Genomic DNA, 22,050 nt, shown 5'->3' with positions numbered 1-22,050 from the left:
GCAGTGTCTTGAAACACCTCGCCTGTGTCGCGGCGCGCACCAGTACGAGCTTGGTCTCGCACGCAGTGCGGTCGGCAGCCATCAGCGTTGTCATAGCCACCTGTAATCATGATCGGCATGAGTGAGACAAGTAAGCCTGAAGAGCGTGAAGTTACTGATGTCGTGACCACGTCGCAGGAGTGGCGTGGCTTCCTGGAACGATACGGCGAGCTGTACGTGCACGCTTATTCAGACGGCGACGAGTTGGTCGATCTGCTGGAGGAAGAGGAGCTGGAGGCTTTCGACCGGGGGGAGCGGGTTAAGCCGTGGCTGGGTGAAGCCCCTGCTCGGGAGGAAGCCCTGGCGGCGGCAGAGGAGCGGCTGGGGGTGCGGTTCCCGCCAAGCGTGCGGGGATTCTTCCTGGCGAGCGACGGGTGGACACCCCTGGCCGCCTCCTGGGTGGGGGGTGTCCGTCCGTGCGACCGTGTCGTGTGGATGCGGGACAGCGAGGCCGGAAGAAGTGTGACCGAGATCTACGACTCGATCCCCGGCAACGAAGAAGAAGTCCACCTGTTTCGCCGGTCTGTCGAGATTGCCCACGGGGAGGACTTCTGGTTGCTCGATCCGACCGATGTCGGCCCGGAAGGAGAGTGGGCCGCCTACAAGTTCGCACCGAAGTACGGCAACCCTAGTAGGTACCCCAACTTCTACGCGCTTTTCCGTTCAAGTTACAACTATATGAAGGGGTAGAAGTTGTCTTCAGACGCCCGCCCACATCAGGATTGAGGCGAGGGTGACGGCTGCTTCGTAGGACTGAGTGGTCTTGTCGTAGCGGGTGGCGATGCCGCGCCATTGCTTCAGGCGGTTGAAGCAGCGTTCAACGACGTTGCGGTGTTTGTAGGCCTCGCGGTCGAAGGCCGGCGGACGGCCTCCGCGGCTGCCTCGCCGTGCCCGGTTGCGGACCTGGTCGGCCCGCTCGGGAATCGTGTGCGCGATGCTGCGGCGGCGGAGCCAGGCACGGATAGCCTTCGAGCTGTAGCCCTTGTCGCCCAGGACGTGATCAGGCCGGACGCGGGGTCGTCCGGGGCCGGTCCGGGGCACCCGGATCGCTTCCATCACGGCGGTGAAGCGGGTGCAGTCGTTGGTGTTGCCACCCGTGATGACGAAGCCGAGTGGACGACCGTGGCCGTCGCACGCCAGATGGATCTTGCTGGGCAGGCCGCCTCTGGACCGGCCGAGGGCCGGGTCTCGGAGCCCCCTTTTCGGGCGCCGGCCGCAACTGGTGGGCCCGGACGATCGTGGAGTCGACCGACACCAGTCAGTCGATATCGCCCGCCGCGTCCGCCTCGGCCTGGGCGGTCCGCAGCATCCGGTCGAAGGTCCCGTCCGCCGCCCACCTGCGAGAACGGGTGTGGAGTGTGGCCCACGGCCCGTATCGTTCGGGCACGTCCCGCCAGGCCGTCCCGGTCCTGAACTTCCACACGATCCCATTCAGGGGATTCGCCGGTCATCCAGCCGCTTCCGCCCTCGCAACGGCTCAGGCAGCAACGCCCGGGCCGGCGCGAACGCCTGGCAGCAGATCACAGCAGATCACCGCTCACGGGCTACGCCGGGGCGGGGCGCAAGCCATCGCGGAAGCCTGCGGGGACCCGACGAAGCAGGCCCGATGGAAACCCGGCTCGGCGGTCGTGAAGCGGGGGTATCTTGACCGCGCGCAGTCCAGAGCCGAGAACCCGTGGCTCAGGGTGCAGGCGAAGCGGCGCGAGAAGCCGATGTGACCCCGATAGACGATGGCCCGGGCTGCCTTCGTCTTCTTCGTGCGCCCTTTCACCGCCCCTTCTTCGCGCCCCCTTTCACCGCCCCGGCCGAGACCGTGTGCCGGCTGCGCGAACGCCTGCCCACGGTCGGCTCCGCACGGAGAATCAGCGCCCGCCGGCCCAGGTGTGGTCGGCCCAGTCCGCGAAGCTCGTCCAGGGGATCTCCGGGTGAGCTTCGTGAAGTGCGGGAATGTCGACCCGGTATCCGGGACCGTTGAGGAACGCCCACATCGCGTGCATATCAGGATTGCCGACCGCCGCCAGTGGCATCTGAACGTGGCGGACTTCCCGTCCCGACGACTTACTCAGCGACGCCGCCATGTGCTCGGGGGTGGGAGCATCGCCGGCCAGCTCGATGCGCCGCCCCACGTAGGGAGCGGGGTCGAGCATCACTTCGGCCGCGAACGCACCGAGGTCGGTGCGGGCGAGCTGCTGCAGCGGCCGGTCCGGAGGCAGCGGCAGGTCGAGCGTTCCGTGCAGGATGCGTTCCTGTCCTCCCAGCGCGTTGTCGAAGAAGTAGGTCGGCCCCAGGATCGTGTAGGGCACGTCGCCGGAGGCCAGGTCGGCCTCGATGCGCGCCTTGCTCTCGAAATGCGGTACCCCGCTGTCCTGATCGGCTCCTGCCACGGAGCTGAACACGAGGTGCGCGATGCGCGCCCGCGTCGCGGAGGACAGGATCGCGCGCCCCTGGCCCACCTCCGCCTCCAGCCCCGCCTCGAAGGGAGTGGTGAACGCGAAGACACTGGCCACTCCGCGCATGGCCGTGACGAGGGAGCCTTCGTCGCTCAGCGAACCTGCCACCACTTCGACACCACGTCCGGCCAGTTCGCGCGCAGCTCCACGGTCCGGATCACGTACCATCACCCGGATCCGGGCCCCACGGCCCAGCAGCGCGTCCGTCACAGCCCTGCCCTGACCGCCGGTTGCCGCCAGTACCAGTACCGGTGCGTCGACCATCGAAGTCTCCTTTTCTCAGTCGGTGCCTGCGCAGCCCGTCAACGGACCCACGGCCATGATCAGCTGCGGACGACCGCGTCCGCTGCACGGACGCCCCGAAGAACCGGAAAAGTACGCTGTCAGGCATGTGATGTACGCCGGCAGTCATACAATCCCTCTGCTGCGAGCGGTCGCGACGGCACGTCACACGCGGGACTCCATGCGGTGGGCGCGGACGCAGAGTTAACGGCGTCCGGGCTCCTGGTGGTACGGATGACGGCTTCGCGCTAGAAGGCCGCTGCAGCCTGTGTCAGCCAAGGGGCTCGAGGAGGTGGGCACGGATGGCGAGCAGCCGGTGGTGGCGGGGCCCTGCGGTTGTCCGCCTCCAGTGCCCTGGCCAGGTCGAGTCCCGCAGTAGGGCTGTGGGCCATGGCGACCGCGACCGGGCGGTTCAGGGAACCATCAAGTTCGGCCCGATCTGTTCCGGGATCTCTTACAGGGCGAGGAGCTGGGGCCGGTCGGTCCTCGGCCTCGTCGTGCACGGCCGCGACGGCGGCCTGCAGTCGGTACGGGCCGACGCGGCCGAGCGGCATTGCCCGGCTGACCAGGACGACCCCCTTGCGAGGGCACGGCGATCTCACCTGCTGCGGTCGTGTTCCGCCGGCGGCACCACCCCGTCGGAGGTGCCCGTGCGGGCACCTGATCCCGCTCCGGATACGGCAGAAGGTCTGAACATGGTCGGCATGGTTGTCATCGCAATGCTCCTCCTCGCCCTTGCGATCGTGATCGCCCTGGGGGTGGTGGGGATTCATGCGCTTCTTCTCGGTCGGGTGCCGGGGCGGTCGCTTCGGTACCGCGTTCGCCGCCCTCGGATCTGGGGGGCGGGAGTGATACTCGTGGCCCTCACCTGGTCCCTGGATTCTCTCTCTGTCTGTGCTGTGGGAATCGGCCTGATGGCGATTGGGTACGTGCCGGAGGAGAAGCCCTGATCTCGATCTGTACGAGTGGCTGGTGGGCGAGTGCGAGTTCATCGAACCCAGCCGCTCGCCATCGGTGGGCCGGGCATGTGAACGCGCGCTGGTCGAGGGGGCCGAGATCTTCCGCCGGGTGACCGGCGAATCGGCGACGGCAGCGGCAGCGGCAGCGGCAGCGGCAGCGGCAGCGCGTTCGACGCGGCTGCGGAGTTCCAGGTACGGGGTCGATAGTGCTTCGTTACGCCTCTTCAGGTCCGCGACCACGGCGGCCGGCAGGTTGTCAGTGGCACCCGGCACGATGTGATCAAGCAAGACACCTGCGACGCTCGGCACAAGAAGAGGTCACCATGCGCGAGATCCCCCAGTTCAGCCGCCTCTACGCGGACGAACAACTGCGCTCGCCCTCCGGGCGGTTCGTCCTGCACTACGACACGGCGGGGATCGCCGTGATCGCGGACACCGAGCGGGACGTGGTCACCTGGCGGGCGGGGGCCGCCGGTCGACTGTTGCTCGGCGACGGGGGCGAGGTCCAGGTCGAGGCCGGGGACAGCCACGAGACGATCTGGTACTCGGGTTTCGCGGCCCCCGGTGCGCATGTCCTGATCCTCACCGACGCGGGCGACCTGGAACTGCTCAGCGGCGAGCATGTGCGCCTGCGCAACTCGCGCACCGGTCCGGTCGAGGCGCTGGCACTGCGGGACAGCGCCCCCGCGGCCGACATCACCGCCGGCAGTTTCCTGCTCAGCGAACGCAAGAAGCGCCGGACCGTCGTACGAGAACAGGACGGATGGCTCCGGGTGGGTGAGCACTGGCCGAACGGCGGCGGCGGGAGCTATGCGCTGTCCGGGCCGCTGGTCGACTGGCTGGAGCAGGAGGGCACCGTACTCGGCTGGCTCATGCTGCCGGTCAACGGCACCAGGGCGAAGGCCCGGACACTGTGTCTGACGGACGCAGCCGGCACCGTCCTGTGGCACGAGGGCGACCAGAGGCCGGCCACGCCGGTACCCGCAGGAGCCCCCTACGCCTACGGCGGACCGGAGCTCGGGGTCGGCGCACGCCTGCGCCACCAGTCGCTGACCTCCCCCTCCGGCTCGCACACCCTGACCCACCAGGGGAACGGCGACCTGGTGCTGCGCTGCAACGCCGAGCACCGCGACGTTTGGTCGACCGGCACACACTGGGCCGACGGCGGATGGGCCGAGCTGAAGGCCGACGGCGACCTGGTGGTGCACAACCCGCACGGTGCGCCCGTCTGGCGCTCCCGCACGGCCGGTTCGGGCGCCCGGCGGCTCGTGGTCCGGGACGACGGCCGGGTCGAGCTGCTCGATGGGAAGGGCCGGGCACTGTGGTCGGTGGACACGCACGCCTCCTGCGCCGCCGCTCCCGTCAACGCCCCGCGCGGCGCGGTCATGCTCCGGGGACAGACGCTCCGGCAGCACGCCCTCACGTCCGCTGACGGCAGCACGGTGCTCGGCCATCACGATGACCGGCGCCTGGTGCTGTTCGGGGCGGACGGAACCTGGCTCTGGTACGCACATCTGGGAGAGGCGCAGCAGCCAGGGCTGCTCCTGGACGAGGACGGCATGCTGCGGATCCTCGACGACGACACCGAACGGCCCCCGCTGGCCGGACCGGCCGACGAACTGCGCGTGCAGAACGGAGAAATCCTGCTGCTCCGCGCGGACGGCACGCTCGTGTGGCGCAACGGCGAAGAGGTGACGGAAACAGGCGCCGCCGCCCAGGAGCCGGCCGAGGACTTCGAGGCGTGGATGGAGAAGCTGACCGGCCTGCACTACTACTGCGCCGCCGTCGTGCACGACACGACACCCGACGACGCCCTCGTGCGCCTGGGCGCCGACCCGGGCCAGATCCGAACGGGCACCTGGGACGACCTGCTGACACAGAGCCAGTACGCCCGCCGTCTTCACCGGCCGGTTCGAGACCGGAGTGGATCCCGCCCACCCCGGGCGGCCCCGGCAAGGACCGTGCGGGAAGGGGAGCCGTACCGTACCTGACCGGCCGCCGCCGACCCACAGACGGCGGCCCCGTGGCCGGCCACGGATCCCTGGGACTCCCGCTCGGCCGGCCTGGCACACGCGCTTCGGGTCCTTGCCCGGTCGGCGAACTTCCCGTACGCCTCGGCCTGCTCATCAGTCAGAAACTCCACTGGCACGAGCGGACCGTAGCCGGCCCCGGCGCCCGTCCGGCGATCGTTCCGCGAACCCCAGCAGGGACCTCAGCCAGTGTGCTGGCCGCCCGTGATCGTTCTCAGCGTCAACCGTTGTACCGATGTCCCCCGAGGCCGTCTTTGCAGGAGATCACCGGCAAGATCCGGTGGCGCCGCAGCTCATGCCGGACTGACTTCGAGTTGACGCCACAGACCACCACTCCCACCCCTAAAGCGATACGATACGTCTCGTCTAACATTGGTCCCGTCCTGGAGGAGCACCATGGAACGCTTCATCGACGCAGCGCCCGGTGTACGCCTGTGGACGGAAGACCGGGGTGCCACCGACACGTCCCCGTTGCTGCTGATCATGGGAGCGCAAGCACCCGGCCTGGGCTGGCCGGACGGACTGGTGGACATGCTCACCCCCCACCATCGCGTGATCCGCTACGACCACCGCGACACCGGTCGCTCCACTTGGGCGTTCGACCGACGGCCCTACCCCCTCGGCCAACTTGCGGAAGACGCCCTCGCGGTGCTGGACGGCCTCGACGTCGAACGCGCCCACGTGGTGGGCATGTCACTGGGCGGCATGCTCGCCCAGCTTCTCATCGCCGACCACCCCGACCGACTGCTCAGCGCGACGCTGATCGGCACGAGCGCGCTCAGCACCGTCCCGTACATCCACCCGGACGGAACCCGGATCCCGCCCGAGGAACTCCCCGGTATCGCACCCCGCCTGCTTGAGATGTGGTCCCGTCCCGTTGTGGACCTCGGCCTGGAGGCAGAGTTGGAACGGCGGGTCGAGCACTGGCGGATCCTGGGTGGCGATCAGCTCCCCTTCGACGCCGAATACGCCCGCTCCCTGGAGCGAAAAGCCGTCGAGCACACCGGGCACTACACCACCAGCACCGCGCACGGCCGCGCCGACGCGTCCGACCTGAACCGCACCGAGCAACTGGCAAGGGCCTCAGTGCCCACCCTCGTCACCTCTGCTCCCGCCGAACCGGTCTTCCCGCCGCCCCATCCCCAGCACCTCGCCCAGGCGATTCAAGGTGCACGCATCATCGAGATCCCCGGAATGGGGCACGCTCTCCCACCTGAGGTGCACACGCCGCTCGTCGCCGCGATCCTGGACCACACCACAGGACGCTGATGCGCAACCGGGCCGAGGCGAGGGCCGGACCGAGACGGGCCGGCCAGTGCCCCGATCGTGTTGCCCACTCCCGGCAGGCGGTGCTGGAGTGGGCACGTGGACAGCATCCCCGCCAACCGGCGGTTCTGGAACCGGATCAGCAGCGCCTACCAGCACGAGCACGACCCACAGATCGGGGCCACACCCCGGCTGTGGGGCATGTACTCCATCCCCGACGCGCACCTGCACGCCCTGGGCGACGTCACCGGAAAGCGCGTCCTCGAACTCGGCTGCGGCGCCGGCCAGTGGTCCAGGGCGCTCGCCGCCGAGGGCGCCACCGTCGTCGGGCTCGACCTGTCCGAAGCCCAACTCGCCGCAGCCGCAAGCGCCATGGGAGCGGACCGCTACCCATTGGTGCAGGGCGCCGCCGAACAGCTCCCCTTCGCCGCCGACAGCTTCGACCTGGTGTTCTGCGACTTCGGTGGGCTCAGCTGGGCACCCCCGCACCTGGCCGTCCCGCAGGCCGCACGCGTCCTGGGCCGAGGCGGGCGCCTGGTGTTCAACGTCGCCGGCCCATGGTTCGAAGCCTGCTACGACGAAGCCGCCGGCCGTGTGACCACGACGCTTCAGCAGGACTACTTCGGGCTGAACACCATCGCCGAAGACGACGGCGCGACCAGCTATCAGCTCACCTACGGCGACTGGGTCAGGGTCCTGCGCGGCGCGGGTCTCGTCATCGACGACCTCATCGAACCACGGCCCGAACCCGGAACACCCAACGGCTACAACGAGACCGACCCACCCGACTGGGCACACCGCTGGCCGGCGGAACTGCTCTGGGTAACCCACAAACCGTAGGTTCCGCCGCGCCGAGACATGAAAGCAGATCGGTACGGATGGCGCGTGAGGAATACGCGCGGTCGGCCAGGACGGCAAGAGACCGGTTTCGCGGCCGGCCTGGACCGCTGCGGGGCACGCGGGCGCCGGGCATCACCGTCTCGAAGGCGGGCGCGTCACCGGCCTGGCCCGCAGTGACGGTGAAGGCCGGAGGCCGCGACCGGCCGTCGGCGGCCGGATGAAGCTTCGTGCTCAGCCCGCCGCGGGAACGCCCGAGAGCGTGATCGGCGGGTTCGACCCGGCCTCGTGCATCCCACTCCGGAAGTTCGGCGACGGTGACAATGCTGTGAATACCCAGGTCCGCCCGTCGGACCGAGGCCGTCTGGTCAACGACGACGGAGCAGCCGGCCCACTGCCCGCCGCATTCATCGACCATCGACCGCACAGCTGACCCCGACGCCGAACCCGCACAGGGGCCAGGCTCTCAGGCGTCGAATCGGCTCCGCGCCCAAGTGGCCAGCGCCGGGTCGGCAAGGCTGTCCACCCACAGATCGGCTTGCTCAGCCTCGAGGCCGTTCGGGCGGGGCCCGATCGCCAGTACTCGAAGCCCCGCACTACGGGCCGATTCCATGCCCGTGAGTGAGTCCTCGACCGCGAGGGCCTCCTGTGGCGGAACGCCGCACAGTCTGGCGGCAGTTCGATAGACGTCCGGCTCAGGTTTCGGCCGCGTGTTCTCGCCTGCGACCACCACGTGGCTGAAGTAGGTGAGCAGGCCGGCACGGTCGAGGCATGTCTCGACCATGCTCCGGGGGCAGTTGCTCGCGACGGCCAGGGGGCGGTGGCGTGCCAACTGTCTGACCAGCGCTACGGCTCCAGGCATGGTCACCGGGTCCTCGTCGACGAGTGTTGTGAAGTTCTTGAGGAGTGCGTCCGTCAGTTCGTCGGCGAGGTCGGGCTTTCCGGTTTCATGGGCCATGAGGGCTCCGCACTCGACGTAGTGGACGCCCTTGGCGCGCTCAGCGAACCCGGCAGGCGGCTTGAGGCCGAATGACCGGAAAGTGATGTTGCGGGCCTCCTGCCAGTGCTGCTCCGTGTCCAACAGTGTCCCGTCGCAGTCGAACACGATAGCGGACGGGGACCAGGCGAGGATGCGATGTGCTGTCATTTATCCGCCGTTCTCTCGGCAGTCGCGTCATCTGTTCGATTCGCGAGTGCGGCAAAGGTTCGGCTTCGCAGGATCCACCTGCCGCAATCGGCGATGGAACAACCGTCCAACCGCATCGGCAATCGCGTGCTCGATGCAGAAGTAACTGCCCCGAACCAAAACATCGTGACCGTTACGTTAGTTTGCCGGTTCCAAATCCTGCAATCACTGGTTCGAGTGCAAAAAGAGGCACCGCCACGGGTCGCCCCGCCGGAAGTGTCCAGCCGCAGGATTCCCGGGGAAGCGACGAATTCCCCCTGCCGGACCTCGATGACCTGCGCGATCGCGCCGATCAGGTCGCGGCCCAGTTCGCAGCACCATCACCCTCCAGCGACGTTTCCGCTCACAGAACTGTCAGATTGCGTCATCGCGCTGGATCAAGCACACCGTCGAAGAATAATAAAATCGCCATGTACTGCGACTGTTCCTGCGATGGCGAGCGCCATCGATATGCGCGCAGCCATGGAACATGAGATCGAAGGGAAGACAAATGCAGGAGAGGGCACGCGCCACCCGCAGAGCTCTGCTGGAATCCGCGGCACACCTTTTTCTCGAACAGGGATACGCCGGAACAAGTGTTACCGATATAAGCGATCACTCAGGAAAAACTAGCGGAGCTATCTACTTTCATTACTCCAGCAAAGAGAATCTCGCACTCGCCGTCGTCCGGGAGCAGTTCGCGAGCTGGCCTCAACTCGTCACCCCGTACGCGGCACCCGGAGTCCCTCCGCTGGAGAAGTTGGTGGCGCTCAGCTTCAGCATCGCGCGGGACCTCAGCGAGGACACGGTGGCGCGCGCCGGAGCTCGGCTGTGGGCAGAACGCCGCAGCATCGACGCCGCTGTCCCCACACCGTTCGATGCATGGGTGCCGGCGGTCACACGGCTTCTCGCCGAGGCCAGGATCCGAGACGAGCTCGCCGACGGAATTCAACCGTCGGAGACTGCCGCGACCCTGGTTTGCGCCTTCTTCGGAGTATGCGCCCTGGGCGATGACGTACCCGGCGGACGTCACTGGTCCGATCGGCTGGAGCGATGGTGGTCGCTGGTGCTGTGCGCGCTGCAGGCGCACCCGGACCCCGGCGCCCTGATCGCCCAGGCGCAAAGGCGAATTCCCGCCCGCCAGAAAGCTACGACCCATCTGGTTCGCGAGAGGGAGTAGCGCCGCGTAGTGAGAGAGGGGAACGGCGGCCCGGCGTGATCACGGCACGAAACGGGTGCAACCGTGTCCGCCGCCGCGCTCCCAGCGGGAAGCTTGCTTCCTGGCGCGTCGGCCCGCACGCCGCCGTACACGCCGGCGGTCCACGATCCACGGCTGGAGTACTGGGTGACGTGCAGCAAGGCGGTGCACCGTCAGGGACGCAGCTTCTTCACCATCACCGCATACACCGTCGAGTCGGCGAACGGCTGCTGTTCACCCGCCTTCTCGTAGACCCACGTCTCGTACAGCGCTTGGACCTTCGGGTGGGTCACGCCGACCAGGAGCACCGCAAGGTCCTCGCTCCGCTCCTTCAGCAGGGCCTCGTACGGGCGGTCCGAGACGCTCTCCCCGACGCGATCCCCTGTTCGTCGATAGCGTCGGCTGCTTCACCGCAGTCGACACCATCCCAGGGACCATGACACCGCAACCACTCGCAGAACCCGTCATCGATACCCATGTCATCCTGCGCGAGGGCGACAAACTGCTGTTCTCCCGACGCGGCGGGCCCTACGGCTACGGCCGCTGGCACATGCCCTCGGGCAAGCTCGACCGAGGCGAGGCCCTGCGAGCCGGAGCCGCCCGGGAGCTGCTCGAGGAAACCGGCGTGACGGTCGACCCGGCGCACCTGCGAATGGTGCACGTGGTCCACCACCGGCAGAGCACCGAGGTCGATCGGATCGGATTCTTCTTCGAAGCCACCCGTTGGAGCGGGGAGCCCGTCAACAGAGAACCGGAGAAGTGCCTCGGCCTGGAGTGGTTCAGCGTCCACGAACTACCCGACGACATCATCGAGTACCCGGAGAAAGGACTGCTCTCGTATCTGAAGGGCGATTGGGCGCTCACCGAACACGGCTGGGAGTAGCTGATGGCAGGAGGATGGCTCCGGCTCCGGAGGGGCGTGAAGCCCTTCCGGGATGGCCCGTTGCGCTCCGAGCCGGGCCAACCCCGCGAACGCGGGAAGCGATCCGGCGCCCGCGCGTTGTCGTCAGGGGTGCCGGGGCCATGGGCACGGCCCCGGGAGCCGGTGTCGCTCTCGATCCGCCGGCCGAGTCCCTCGCTCCGCACGGCGCGACACGCTCCCACGGGCACCTGCTGTCAGACGGGTGGCCAGTTCCGCAGCGCCGCGTCGGCCACCTGCTGGAGTTCGGAGCGGGTGGCGCCGCCGACAGCCTGGACAGCGATGCCGTTCGCCACGGTCATGACGTATCGGGCGAGCAGTGCCGGGTCCGCGCCGGGAGGCAGATCACCTTCGTCGACGGCCTGCTGGAACCGGTGGCGGAGTCGAGTGCGGCCGTCGTCGCGCCAGGCGATCAGGGCATCCTGGGCCACCCGTCCGGAGTCGCCGGCAGCGAGCGAGCCCTGCACGCCCAGGCACCCGGCGGGGCAGCCGGGGCGAGTGGTCGTGCTGACCGAGCCTGCGAGGAACGCCGTGGCCACCTCCCGGGCGCTCGGCTTCTCCAGCGCCCGGGCCGCATAGGCGGCGGGCCCTTCGGTGTAGAGCTCCAGGGCCTTGCGGAACAGCTCCTCCTTGTTGCCGAAGGCCGCGTACATGCTCTTGCGGGTGATGCCCATGGCCCCGGTCAGCTCGGTCAGGCTGGCGCCTTCGTAGCCCTGCTCCCAGAAGACGATCATCGCCTGCTCCAGGGCCTCGTCGGTGTCGAAGCCTCTCGGCCGGCCGATCGGCGCTTTCCGGGTGATCTCCATGACCTCATCCTACGACCTTGATACCGATCGGTGCAGAAGTGCTACGGTTCCATTCTGCACCGATCGGTATCTAAGTGTCTGGAGTTCAAGCAATGGGACAGCTGGAAGGCAAGACCGCCGTCGTCACCGGCGGGAGCACAGGAATCGGCCTGGCCACCGCCACACGGCTGGCATCCGAGGGCGCCCATGTGTTCATCACCGGCAGGCGTAAGGAGGAGCTCGACAGGGCCGTCGAGTCGATCGGTTCCGCGGTCACCGCGGTGCCGGGCGACACAGCGGAGCCGACCGATCTGGACCGGCTGTACGACGCGATCCGTGAACGCGGCCGGGGCCTGGACGTGCTCTTCGCCAACGCGGGCATGGCCACGCTCGCACCGTTGGCGCAGGCCACCGGGGAACGGTTCGACCAGATCTTCGGCGTCAATGTCCGGGGCACACTGCTCACCGTGCAGAAGGCGCTGCCGCTGCTCAACGACGGCGCCTCTGTGATCTTCAACGACTCCATTCGCGCCGACGACGGCCGGGAGGCCTTCGGCCTGTACGCGGCATCGAAGGCCGCGGTCCGGTCCCTCGCGCGGACCTGGGCCAACGAGCTGAGGGGCAGGGGAATCCGGGTCAACACGGTCGCGCCGGGCGCGATCGACACCCCCGGAGTCGACATCGCCATCGGCAAGGAAAACGCGGCCGCGGCCAAGGCGGAACTCGCGGCGGGAGTGCCGATCGGCCGCAGGGGGCGCCCGGAGGAGGTCGCCGCCGCGGTGGCCTTCCTCGCCTCCGCGGACAGCAGCTTCATCCTCGGCACCACCCTGCACGTCAACGGCGGCGAGAATCAGTTCTGACCCCGCCACACCGAGTCCCGAACTGTCGCGGGCGAGTCGTCACCCGCGACAGTTCGCCTGGCCGGCACGGCCTTCCTGTGGGGCCGGACGCCCGGTGGATCGCAGAGACCTCGTTGACGGTGGACGGCGGGTACGCGGACTGACGGCGGCGGCCCCACCAGCGGTGGTCGGGCGGAGCCGCGGCGGAATGCGGTCGGCGAGCATCCGAGGATGGCGTACGTGATGCGCGACAGTGCAGGGCAGGTGAGCGGGCGTGCGGGCGTGCGGTGCAAACGAGCCAGACGCGTCCTGAAGTCGCTGCCCCATTTGCGTGAACAGTCACCCATGTCATGGAACGCGTCGCCTGCCCCTGCATAGCCTCGCCAAGGTTGCCGACGGAGCACCGGGCGGAGGGCGGACATGGGCGAAAAGGCAGTGGAGCTGCCGTCCGGTGTGGTGCACATCGATGAGGCCGCGAACTGGGCGGAGACGATCGGCGAGACCTGCGGGCTCGGCGAGCACGACCGGTACAGGATCTGCCTGGCCGTCAGGGAAGCGGCGGCCAACGCCGTCCTGCACGGCAACCGGCAGCACCCAGGCAAGCGCGTCCGGCTCGACTGGGAGATCCGGGAGGGCCGGGTGCGCGTCACGGTCGGCGACGAGGGTGACGGCTTCACGCCTCCCCCGCCCACCGGGAAGGTCAACCTGACCCCCTCCGGCCGCGGCCTCGTCCTGATCGACCACCTGACGGACAGCTACACCGTCGCGCGCCGCGACGATCCACCAGGAACCGATGTGGTCCTGGTCTTCGACACCACCACATAGAGGAAAACACTCATGGCTCAGGTCAACCGCCGCACCGTGGACGACGTCAGCATCATCGCCCTGACAGGAAAGATCACCATCGGGGTGGGTGACGTAGCACTGCGCGGTGCCGTGGCGGTGCCGTGCAGGAAGAGCTCGACAACGGCTCGACGAAGATCCTCCTCGACCTGAGGGGTGCGACCACGATCGACAGTGCGGGCATCGGCGAACTCGTCTCCTCCTACACGAGGGCCACCAACCGGGGTGCGAAGCTCAAGCTGGTGAACCTGCCCGCGAAGATCCACGACATCCTGGCCATCACGCAGCTGATCACGGTCTTCGACGTCTACGACACCGAGGACGAAGCGGTCAAGAGCTTCGCCTGATCCATCCACCGAGGGCAGCGCCACTTGGGCGCCGCCCTCGCGCGTGCGCCGCACGGCGGAAACACCTGGGCGCCCCGTGGGGCGAGTACGACAGCAGGTAGTACGACGCCCTTTGGTCCTCGTGCTCGGCGAGCCAGGTCACCCCGCCGCAGCTGGGTCGGGGCTCGTGCGGATTCGGCTGCGGCCGTACTCCGCGAGTACGCGGAAGGCGGCTTTGGGCTCCCAGGGCAGACTCGGGTACGCGGTTCCGGTGCGTCCGCCGTCGAGGACCTTGACCACGCCGAAGGACGCTTTGTCGAAGTCACGGTCGTCGTCGGCGCCGGCGTGCGGAAGGTCGTAGCGGGCGAAGGTGTTGACGAAGGCGGCATCGATGGCGGACTCGTCGAGGGCGTCGATGAGTTCACGCAGGTAGTCGGCTTGTTCCTGTTCGTCACGGACCACGGTGCTGGTGAACCGCACCGGACGGGCGCGGTCGTCCCACGCGATGACGGCGTCCCCCCGGCCGCCGACATCGGCGGCCCCGCGGTAGGTGGTGCAACCGAACTCCGTGACGGCGGCCGGCTTGCCGTGTGCGGTCAGTGCCCGCAGGCCGTCGGCGAGCCGGTCGGCGGTCTGCGCATCGCGGTATCCGGCATCGGTGGCGACTATGTCGAACGGTGCCCAGTCCACGCCCTCGAACGGAAGAGAGGCGTACCCGATTCTTCCGCCGAACCGGGCGCGCACCGCAGCTACCGCCCGGCCGAGGAAGGCGTTGACCAGTGCGGGGAGCCCGGGCAACGCGGCCCGCAGTTGCTGCGGGTCGGTGAGGACGGTGGCGCGGTCCTCGAACGTGTCACCGGGGAGCAGTCCGACGGTGAAGAGGGAGATCTCCGAGCCGGTGAGGAAGACGACCTCGGCACCTTCACGTCGCAGCCGCTCGGCGCGTTCGGCGCCGTCGGCGAGGAAGTCGAGGAGTTCTCCGGTGGTGAGGCCGTTGGTGAACGGCGAATACCACACCTCCAGTTGGGCTTCGGCCGCGTATCGCGCAGCCGTCTCGAGCCGGTCGCGGTCCCCGCCGGTGACACGTACAGCGTCACAGCCCAGCTCGTTGCGGATGATCTGCATCTCACGGCGGACGACAGCGGGGTCGAAGGGTTCACGGGTGGTGGTTCCCGCGGTGGTGAAGCCTGTGTCGTAAGTGATGCCGAAGGTGCGCACGACGGGAGATCTCCTCACGATTTACGGTACTTTCCGTACCGTACTGGGTACGCACCGTACCTTGAAAGTCGCCTGGAGTGGGAAGCACGAGATGCCGGAAGGTACGATGCGTACCGTAGATCCGGGTGCGATGGGGTGAGAGAGGACGGCCGGTGGCACGAGCCAGGAAGGAACCGCGGCAGACCTCGGCTACGCGGCGACGCGGGGCAGAGCTGGAGAAGGCCATCCTGCAAGCGGCTGCCGAAGTCCTGAAGGAGTCCGGCGTACCGGCCCTGACGATGGACGAGGTAGCCCGACGGGCCGGAACGAACAAGAACGCGCTGTACCGGCGCTGGCCCAACCGCGTCGCGCTGGGCGTGGCGGCGTACCGTCGACTGGCCACGACTGAGACCGTGCCGCCGGACACCGGCTCGCTGCGCGGCGACACCCTGGAGATGCTGCGGCGCGCGAACAGCACCTGGTCGTCACCGTACGGGGAGATCCTGCGCGGGCTGATCGCGGCAGCCGGCAGCACTCCGGAGCTCCTGACCGAACTGCGCGACCCGGCGGCGGAGAGCGCGCACGAGGCAGCCTGGCTGACCATGCTCGGCCGGGCCGTCGCCCGCGGAGAAGCCGCACCCGAGGCTCTACACCCTCGAGTCGCGTACGCACCCATGGCGCTGCTGCGCCACGAGTACGTGATGCTCGGAGTCCCGACCGTGCCCGACGCCGTCCTCGCCGAGATCGTCGACGAGGTCTTCCTGCCCCTGGTCCGGGGACGGGGACCCCGCGGCGGCACATCAGCCTCACGCGGCCCGCACCAGTCGTGATCACGCAGTGGGGTGCGGGCCGAGAAGCCAGGCCATCGCCCCGCGCAGGTGGAGCCCGGCAAGCAAGGTAGCTCTCGGGTGTCCTGCCGTGACGCGTAGACGGACCGCTCCCCGCCTTGGTCTTGTCGTTGCGGCGTTCCGCGGCGCTCCGGTCCTGACGGGGCTCGGCGTCATGCGCGACCGACCTGCCGCCCCGGCGGCCCTTCTTCTTGCGGTCGGCGGTCAGGAGCAGACCGTCATGCCCACCGTCGGCGCACCTTTCCACGAGCGCACCGCCGGGCCGGCCGGGCAGCCGACCGGCCCGGATGAAGGCCGCCGGCAGGGCACCTGGTGTTGCGTCAGCCGACGTCGTCGCCTGTTGGCCTGGCTCCGGGCTCGGTCCTCCAGCCGGAGGCGGTCCTGGCCGCTATCGCCAGCGAGTGGCTGTGCCCCTGAGCCGTCACGCGGTGGGATTCCTCGGGGTCGACACGACAGTCGGCGCGGAAGGGGCGCAGCCAGTACGGCCCGTCCGGCTTCTCGTGGCAGAGGGGCGGGAACGTGGTGACGGTCTTGCGGGCGATCGCGAGGTGTTCCACGTACGTCTCGGCCTCCCGCAACCGGCTCTGCAGGTCGTCGATCTGTGTCAGGACCTGGGAGGACGCCTGCCAAGCCCTCGGCCACGAACTGCTGCCGAAGAGCCTCGAAGGCACCCGCGTCAAGATGAAACGCCTGGTCGAACTCGGCGTCCTCACCGAGGCCGACACCGGCAACTTCGCGAGAAAGCCGCAGCCGGACACCTATTTCCAGGAATCGCCGGCCAAAACCCGGCGTGCGTACTGGTCCTCCGGGCCGATGTCCGCAACTACCGTCTGAGCTTCTCGCACCCGACCCGTCTCACACATCAGTCGAACAAGGACGTACAGGTCCACGGTCGCCGTCTTCGGCACGGTCACACAGCGCCGCCTCCATACCCCGCTCCCGAAGCGATCTGTTAAGTCTTCGACGTGCGTGGCTATCCGTGAGGGCGCGATCCGTAAGTTCTGAAATCCGTTCCGCCCGGGCCAGCAGATCCATGTGCCACAGATGGTTGTCGTGCATGTCTGAATCCCCGGAGAAGCACTCGGCGTGGGCGCTCACCAGCGCGATCGCCTCATCCCAATCTTGATGCTGTTCCGCCGCCCGAGCTCGCTCCAACCAGTCCACAAGCCGAGTATCACCCGGGGCCCCACCGGACAGCGCTTTTCGAAGTAACCGCTGATGAGTGCCCTTCAAGACAAGACAAGGTCAAATGCCCATGAACCGCCCTCTTAGGATTTCCGTACATTTAGGTGATTTTCTTCCTGAACAGCGCCCGTGGGTTCGCCCCCTCTGGCATACGCCCGCCAAGGCGGCCGCCAGCTCCTGGCGCCACGTGTTCCCCTGACGCGCGCGTTCGTTCACCCGAGCGTGAAGAAGTTCATGGCTGTCCATTGCCGCGATGGAGAACGAGCCCCCGCCGGACGACTTGCACGATGATCCCGAAGAGTGCAAGGAGCCTTTGTCAGCGAACACCTGACAGCCGCCAAGACGTTCGTCGGAGCAGCACGTCCAGGACCTCGAGGGGAAGACCGACGTCACAAGGAAAGCGGCCGATATGCCAATGCCTCGTCGACAACTTCCTCCGCCGACAATTCCCGCTCCGGCGACCAGAAGACCAGGTCGCTGATATGACCGGACGGGCAGACAAGAGCTCTGGCCAGCCTGTCCAGCAAGTCGTTCACCTCGTCATCGGAGGCGTAGTCCGCCTCCATGATTCGCTGCACAATCGCGACCGCTTCCATCCGACTCAACCCCACCGCAATCACCAGGCCCCTCTCCGGGAGCGACCTTATCGAGCGGTGTGATCGGCCGGAGGTTGGTGCGCGTGGAGACCCGCGCAGAGGTATCTGTGAGCCTTCTTCCGCTCTGACGGTGGTGACCGCGCCCTGGACGGTTCGATTGATCCGTCCAGCCGGACCTTGCGGTTCCTGACCGGACAACTGGCTGCCGGACGGCGGGACATCGGGACGCGGTAGCGCCGCCTTCCAGCATCGCGACAAGCACTGCTCGCCTCGGCGGCCCCGCTGCCGAGGTGATGGCGCGGTTCGACGGACGCCTGACCACGCCGCCGTACCGACTGGTCGCCCGGATCTCAGCCCACCCGGCAACACAAGGTCCCTTAAGGAGGGACAGGAGCCCTGTTCTGACCTGCGGGCCCACCACGGGGGACGTCTCGCGACCAGCTCCGCCGGAACAGCAGCCGTCGGGCCGGCCGTGCCGGTTCCTTGCTCACGAGCGTTGAGCAGACCCAGGCGAAGCGAGGTAACAGATCAGGACCGCAGCAGCGTTCCTGCTCACAACTCGTAAACGTGACAGCGGGCTGGGCGAGACGCTGCGCGGCATGGGTTCAGGGTGGGCGAACCGGTCTACGCAGCCACGGCACCCGATGGGCCGGCACACCATGTGCTGGCCCATAGCCACCGGGCAGGCCGCCGATCACACTGGCCTCCCTTCCGTCCGTACGCCACTCCGAGGAGACCTCTTCGCCATGAACCGACCGCAACTGCCGACCCTGTTGAGGGTGTTCGCGCATCCGGACGACGAGAGCCTCTTGGCCGGCGGCGTGCTCGCCCAGCACCACGCCGCCGGCGCCCGTACCACCGTCGTCACCGCGACCTGGGCGCCGAACAGCCGCCGCGTTCCCGAACTCGCTGACGCTCTGTTGACCTTGGGCGCCGGCGCTCCACGCCTGCTCGGCTACGGCGACGCCCGCAATCCCGAGGCCGCGCCCGGTCAGCCCCGGCTCGTCGACGCTCCCCTCGACGAAGCAGTCGGTCACCTCGTCGCCCATATCCGCGACTTTCGCCCCGACATCGTCGTCACCCACGACGCCGTCGGACAGCTGACCGGCCACCCTGACCACGTACGCACGCACCAGATCACCCTGCTCGCCGTCGAAGCGGCCGCCCTCGCCCACCTTCATCCCGATGCGGGCCCGCCCTGGCAGCCGACCGCCCTGTACGCGGCCACGCACCCCGAGTCCGGCGTCGGCCTGCTCCGCCCGCTACTCAAAGGGGCGGGCAAGGCCATCCTCGCGGTACCGGATTCGTACGTGACCACCAGCGTCGACGTCACCCCCTGGGCCGATGCGAAATGGGCGGCGGTCCTCGCGCACCGCGGCGAAGTCGCACGCGAGCGGTCCCTGCCCGGTATCCTCGCCCGCCTTCCCGAAGCCGGCCGCAACCGGATCATCCAAACCGAGCACTTCACCCGCCTCACTCCCGGTCCCACCAAGGGCGACCCAGTCCGGCTGACCATCTGACACGCGGACCCGGTGCCGCCCACCTCCTCACCGCCCACGAGCAAGCACTCACCGATCGGAGTGAGAGGACTACGACTTCCGCACGCGAGCAAGCACGTGATGGCGGCAGGCCCGGCCGACAAGCTGGTGACGGCTGAATGGAGCCGCTCAGTGTGCGATGTGATGCGCGAGGAAGCGGAGTCGATCACCGCGTTGGCGGGACAGCTCGGCCTGCGGACGGTGTTCGCCACGTATCGGCTGCATGGCCCGGTCTGTCCGGCCGCGCACTTCAGGCGGGGTCGACGGCCGCGTCGACGGCAGGGGCATTGATCCCGCGCGGCAGCGTGCTCAGCTTCAGATCGTCGAAGACGGCCCGGATGTGATGACCGACCCCGTCCTGCCCCGACCCACCCCAGTGCAGCCCCACAACCTGCCGTTTCTCAGCCGCGCGGGCCGCATTGCCGGATGCGAGCAGGTACAGCGCTCCCGAGTCCCCACCCAGCGAGAAGTCGCCGCCCTCGGCATCGATCCACAGGTCGGAGTGCGAACCGCGGTAATCCGAGTCGAAGTCGATCAGGTCGACAATTCCGAAGGTGAGTCCCGTCGCACGTCCCGTCTTCTGTACGCGCATGTCCAAGGCCGCCTCAGCGATTTCGAAAACCGCAGGCCCTCCCTGAACGATGGACGCACTGACAATCGACACATCAGCAGGCTCGGCTATCGCCGCATCGAGTGATCCTGTGCGCAAAACTGCGGCGATGCGGTCGTCCGGTGGAACTCCGCCGTCGTCACTAGAAGGCTGAACGATGCTCACTCCGAGGCGTGAGCCGAACACATGGGCATTGGACAGCGCGACCACTTGCCGGGTCACGGTGTCCCATACCCATCCCCCCAGCGTGCCTGATCCGACGTGCGTTCCCACGGTACCGACGCTCACCCCACCTGGAACCGGGCGGACCCTGCCAGTCTCCGGAACGGGTTTTGCGTGCTGCTGCACGTCTACTCGCACCGCGACATCGCGCCCGCTCTTTTCGGTGAAACGCAACTCTTTGGGCAGCAATCGAGCGGGAGAGACATAACTTTCCGGGCGTTTCTGACGCAGATGCACGACGACGGCGTACTCGTCCGTCTTGTCTCCGGACCGCCGACGCCGGCCCACCCCCACGCCCTCCACGTCCGGGTGGGCCAGCAGTTGAGGACCGAAACGCGCCTTCGCCTCCCGGGCGATGCGCAGGTCGTCGCGCTTCATGCCGTCGGCCTGCACGGGTCACTCGGGGCGCGGGCCCGCGTCTCCTGCACCCGCATCGCCGCCTCCGACCGGGGTCACGGGAGGACGGCCACTGATGGAGTCGCACCCGCACTCAGGAGTGACCACAGCGTCCGAGTGATCGGCCTCTTCCGGAAGGGCGCTCCCCTTCGCGGCGACCAGTTCACTGATCACACGAACCGGTCGGATGTCCATGGCAACCGTGTCGACACCGGCTTCACGCAGGGCGCTTCTCACCTCGTTCCACAGGTTGTGCTTCTCGATGAAACGAATGTGGCTGCGGAACGTGTCGATGGGCACGTCAGCAAGCCTTTCGCCATCACTTTCCGCCTGGCCGGCATAGGTTCCCACGACACCACTCCTTACTCTCCACTTTCTGACAGGATCCCACGCCTCTCCTCCCCCTGCACATCGGAACGGGGAGCCCGCAACCCGGAGTTCGCGTTCCCGGAAAAGAGTTCATGTGCCGACACCTCGGAGTCCGCATAAAATGATTGCGCCGGAATTCTGCGACGCACGTCAATGATCCGCCCGCTGGATCAACAGCTTTGGCGTCGGACCAGCGACGAAGGCCGATGTCCGGTGTGGTGTGAGCGTCACGCTATCGGCGCGATCCGTCAGTTCCGTGCGTTCGCACACCGTTCCTGGATGTGCATCACTGGCGGTGACGAAACAGTATGCGGTAATGCCCGGATGAGTGGGCCTGCTTCAGGTTTGCGGCTCACGGTGGAGAGCGTTCCGAGCAGCAGGGATCGATCGGCAGGAGGAGGTTCCCCCATGAAGCTCAGCTATGACGAGGTTGTGCAGATGCTGCGCGACAGGCCCGAGCAGACGCGAACCTATGAAGTCGAATCCGGTGTTATCGAGCGCCTCCCCTCGGACACGCCGGCGTGCCTGCGTCCGATGAACGAGGACGAGGTGCGGGAACTGGCGAACTACCTTCAGGTGTCGCCCTCCGCTCTGCACGGGCCTTTCCAGGTGGTCGACCACACGTGTTCTTCTTGCGCGCGCACGACTACGTTCCTCGACTTCGTCAAGACGGCGGTCGATGCCCAGCGGCACAGCCGTGACACGTTGCGGTCCGTCCTCACCGACGCCGAGGCGTCGTGGGTCACGGTCCGCGGCCGAGACGGCGGCCGTCCGGTCATATGCGCCAACTGCGGCAACACCTTGTTGGGCGCACTCAAGTGCGGGGGCGGCGAATACTCCGAATACTCGTCAGGTACGTACGCCTACGCCTGACGCGTGCGGGGATTGCCGGCGGCGGCTGAGGCACGGTCCCCTGCGCGCGCCGTGATGGTCAGCACCGCGGGGATGAAGAGCCGGTCGGCGAGGCTGAGCATGTGGGCGGAGAGCTGCGACGAGCCAACGCCCGAGCCTTGCAGTTCCCAGTGCAGGATCTCCAAACGCGGCTACGGTCCGGCGACCCCTCGCCACGGCGTCAGGAGCCGCTCGTCAGCGTCCGGGCGCCCGACCGACAGGGCCTTGCCGGGCTCTGATGCGGGGTCGGGCAGGATGGC

Annotated in this window: 23 protein-coding genes and 3 pseudogenes; 14 read left to right on the top strand and 12 right to left on the bottom strand. The window is 68.0% G+C overall.

Annotated elements, in window-relative coordinates:
• The first annotated feature begins 108 nt into the window (after positions 1-108).
• Complete coding sequence (locus P8A20_RS36265) at positions 109-729, top strand: SMI1/KNR4 family protein (protein ID WP_306105028.1); 621 nt, start codon at positions 109-111, stop codon at positions 727-729.
• Positions 730-738: 9 nt separating this feature from the next.
• On the opposite strand, the pseudogene P8A20_RS36260 reads toward P8A20_RS36265, so the two are convergent.
• Positions 739-1,563, bottom strand: a pseudogene (locus P8A20_RS36260) (IS5 family transposase).
• Between the two features lie 338 nt (positions 1,564-1,901).
• On the bottom strand, positions 1,902-2,753 hold the full coding sequence (locus tag P8A20_RS36255; protein WP_147964215.1) for an NmrA/HSCARG family protein: 852 nt from the start codon (positions 2,751-2,753) through the stop codon (positions 1,902-1,904).
• Positions 2,754-3,154: 401 nt separating this feature from the next.
• Between P8A20_RS36255 and P8A20_RS36250 the strand changes: the two genes are divergently transcribed.
• From P8A20_RS36250 to P8A20_RS36235, 4 genes are all read left to right on the top strand, one after another.
• Positions 3,155-3,721 (top strand): hypothetical protein, encoded by a 567-nt coding sequence (locus tag P8A20_RS36250; protein WP_147964214.1) that lies wholly within the window; start codon positions 3,155-3,157, stop codon positions 3,719-3,721.
• A gap of 332 nt (positions 3,722-4,053) precedes the next feature.
• Complete coding sequence (locus P8A20_RS36245) at positions 4,054-5,721, top strand: Curculin domain-containing protein (mannose-binding) lectin (RefSeq protein WP_147964213.1); 1,668 nt, start codon at positions 4,054-4,056, stop codon at positions 5,719-5,721.
• A gap of 435 nt (positions 5,722-6,156) precedes the next feature.
• Positions 6,157-7,029, top strand: coding sequence for an alpha/beta fold hydrolase (locus P8A20_RS36240; RefSeq protein ID WP_147964212.1), 873 nt, complete (start codon positions 6,157-6,159; stop codon positions 7,027-7,029).
• Positions 7,030-7,125: 96 nt separating this feature from the next.
• A complete protein-coding gene (locus tag P8A20_RS36235; RefSeq protein ID WP_306105027.1) occupies positions 7,126-7,866 on the top strand; it encodes a class I SAM-dependent methyltransferase in 741 nt (246 codons plus the stop codon).
• Positions 7,867-7,891: 25 nt separating this feature from the next.
• Here P8A20_RS36235 and P8A20_RS36230 read toward each other — a convergent pair.
• Together P8A20_RS36230 and P8A20_RS36225 are read right to left on the bottom strand one after the other, a co-directional pair.
• Positions 7,892-8,134: pseudogene (locus tag P8A20_RS36230) on the bottom strand (IS5/IS1182 family transposase); the annotation flags it as partial.
• A gap of 195 nt (positions 8,135-8,329) precedes the next feature.
• A complete protein-coding gene (locus P8A20_RS36225) occupies positions 8,330-9,010 on the bottom strand; it encodes an HAD family hydrolase (protein ID WP_147964210.1) in 681 nt (226 codons plus the stop codon).
• A 529-nt stretch (positions 9,011-9,539) separates the two neighbouring features.
• Here P8A20_RS36225 and P8A20_RS36220 point away from each other — a divergent pair.
• Entirely contained in the window at positions 9,540-10,208 is a 669-nt protein-coding gene (locus P8A20_RS36220) for a ScbR family autoregulator-binding transcription factor (protein WP_147964209.1), read from the top strand.
• 191 nt (positions 10,209-10,399) lie between these two features.
• Here the strand turns inward: P8A20_RS36220 and P8A20_RS36215 are convergent.
• Positions 10,400-10,579, bottom strand: a pseudogene (locus P8A20_RS36215) (GNAT family N-acetyltransferase); the annotation flags it as partial.
• Positions 10,580-10,662: 83 nt separating this feature from the next.
• Between P8A20_RS36215 and P8A20_RS36210 the strand changes: the two are divergent.
• Complete coding sequence (locus P8A20_RS36210; RefSeq protein WP_306105026.1) at positions 10,663-11,109, top strand: NUDIX hydrolase; 447 nt, start codon at positions 10,663-10,665, stop codon at positions 11,107-11,109.
• 233 nt (positions 11,110-11,342) lie between these two features.
• On the opposite strand, the gene P8A20_RS36205 is transcribed toward P8A20_RS36210, so the two are convergent.
• Positions 11,343-11,951, bottom strand: a complete 609-nt coding sequence (locus P8A20_RS36205) for a TetR/AcrR family transcriptional regulator (protein WP_306105025.1) — start codon at positions 11,949-11,951, stop codon at positions 11,343-11,345.
• Between the two features lie 92 nt (positions 11,952-12,043).
• On the opposite strand from P8A20_RS36205, the gene P8A20_RS36200 reads away from it, so the two are divergent.
• The 3 genes from P8A20_RS36200 (at position 12,044) to P8A20_RS36190 (ending at position 13,959) form a co-directional block, all read left to right on the top strand.
• Complete coding sequence (locus P8A20_RS36200) at positions 12,044-12,790, top strand: SDR family NAD(P)-dependent oxidoreductase (protein ID WP_306105024.1); 747 nt, start codon at positions 12,044-12,046, stop codon at positions 12,788-12,790.
• A 399-nt stretch (positions 12,791-13,189) separates the two neighbouring features.
• Positions 13,190-13,594 (top strand): ATP-binding protein, encoded by a 405-nt coding sequence (locus P8A20_RS36195; RefSeq protein ID WP_147964204.1) that lies wholly within the window; start codon positions 13,190-13,192, stop codon positions 13,592-13,594.
• A gap of 122 nt (positions 13,595-13,716) precedes the next feature.
• The gene (locus P8A20_RS36190; RefSeq protein WP_306105023.1) at positions 13,717-13,959 is read left to right on the top strand and encodes an STAS domain-containing protein; all 243 of its coding nucleotides are present in this window, start codon (positions 13,717-13,719) and stop codon (positions 13,957-13,959) included.
• 138 nt (positions 13,960-14,097) lie between these two features.
• Here the strand turns inward: P8A20_RS36190 and P8A20_RS36185 are convergent, their stop codons facing one another.
• Positions 14,098-15,156, bottom strand: coding sequence for a glycoside hydrolase family 113 protein (locus P8A20_RS36185; protein ID WP_306105022.1), 1,059 nt, complete (start codon positions 15,154-15,156; stop codon positions 14,098-14,100).
• Between the two features lie 152 nt (positions 15,157-15,308).
• Between P8A20_RS36185 and P8A20_RS36180 the strand changes: the two genes are divergently transcribed.
• Positions 15,309-15,965, top strand: coding sequence for a TetR/AcrR family transcriptional regulator (locus P8A20_RS36180; protein WP_306105021.1), 657 nt, complete (start codon positions 15,309-15,311; stop codon positions 15,963-15,965).
• A 338-nt stretch (positions 15,966-16,303) separates the two neighbouring features.
• On the opposite strand, the gene P8A20_RS36175 is transcribed toward P8A20_RS36180, so the two are convergent.
• Positions 16,304-16,654 (bottom strand): hypothetical protein, encoded by a 351-nt coding sequence (locus P8A20_RS36175; protein WP_147964200.1) that lies wholly within the window; start codon positions 16,652-16,654, stop codon positions 16,304-16,306.
• Between the two features lie 10 nt (positions 16,655-16,664).
• Between P8A20_RS36175 and P8A20_RS36170 the strand changes: the two genes are divergently transcribed.
• Positions 16,665-16,817 carry a hypothetical protein gene (locus P8A20_RS36170; RefSeq protein ID WP_187282462.1) on the top strand — a complete coding sequence of 51 codons (153 nt, stop codon included), beginning with the start codon at positions 16,665-16,667 and terminating at the stop codon, positions 16,815-16,817.
• A gap of 740 nt (positions 16,818-17,557) precedes the next feature.
• On the opposite strand, the gene P8A20_RS36165 is transcribed toward P8A20_RS36170, so the two are convergent.
• Positions 17,558-17,764: a bacteriocin immunity protein gene (locus tag P8A20_RS36165; RefSeq protein ID WP_187282459.1), complete on the bottom strand. Its 207-nt coding sequence runs from the start codon at positions 17,762-17,764 to the stop codon at positions 17,558-17,560.
• Positions 17,765-18,510: 746 nt separating this feature from the next.
• Between P8A20_RS36165 and P8A20_RS36160 the strand changes: the two genes are divergently transcribed.
• Complete coding sequence (locus P8A20_RS36160; protein ID WP_306105020.1) at positions 18,511-19,284, top strand: PIG-L deacetylase family protein; 774 nt, start codon at positions 18,511-18,513, stop codon at positions 19,282-19,284.
• Positions 19,285-19,552: 268 nt separating this feature from the next.
• Here P8A20_RS36160 and P8A20_RS36155 read toward each other — a convergent pair whose 3' ends face one another.
• Positions 19,553-20,512: a hypothetical protein gene (locus P8A20_RS36155; RefSeq protein ID WP_306105019.1), complete on the bottom strand. Its 960-nt coding sequence runs from the start codon at positions 20,510-20,512 to the stop codon at positions 19,553-19,555.
• 18 nt (positions 20,513-20,530) lie between these two features.
• Positions 20,531-20,881, bottom strand: a complete 351-nt coding sequence (locus tag P8A20_RS36150) for a hypothetical protein (protein ID WP_147962814.1) — start codon at positions 20,879-20,881, stop codon at positions 20,531-20,533.
• A 426-nt stretch (positions 20,882-21,307) separates the two neighbouring features.
• Here P8A20_RS36150 and P8A20_RS36145 point away from each other — a divergent pair, with 426 nt between their 5' ends.
• Positions 21,308-21,772: a DUF8243 domain-containing protein gene (locus P8A20_RS36145; protein ID WP_147962813.1), complete on the top strand. Its 465-nt coding sequence runs from the start codon at positions 21,308-21,310 to the stop codon at positions 21,770-21,772.
• Here the strand turns inward: P8A20_RS36145 and P8A20_RS36140 are convergent.
• Positions 21,763-21,936 carry a hypothetical protein gene (locus P8A20_RS36140; protein WP_187282369.1) on the bottom strand — a complete coding sequence of 58 codons (174 nt, stop codon included), beginning with the start codon at positions 21,934-21,936 and terminating at the stop codon, positions 21,763-21,765. The two genes, P8A20_RS36145 and P8A20_RS36140, sit on opposite strands and share 10 nt — an antisense overlap.
• Positions 21,937-22,050 lie beyond the last annotated feature (114 nt).

It is taken from the genome of Streptomyces sp. Alt3, assembly GCF_030719215.1.
Taxonomy (GTDB): domain Bacteria; phylum Actinomycetota; class Actinomycetes; order Streptomycetales; family Streptomycetaceae; genus Streptomyces; species Streptomyces glycanivorans.
Note: the sequence above shows the minus strand (reverse complement) of the source record. Positions and strands in the feature narration are given on the sequence as shown.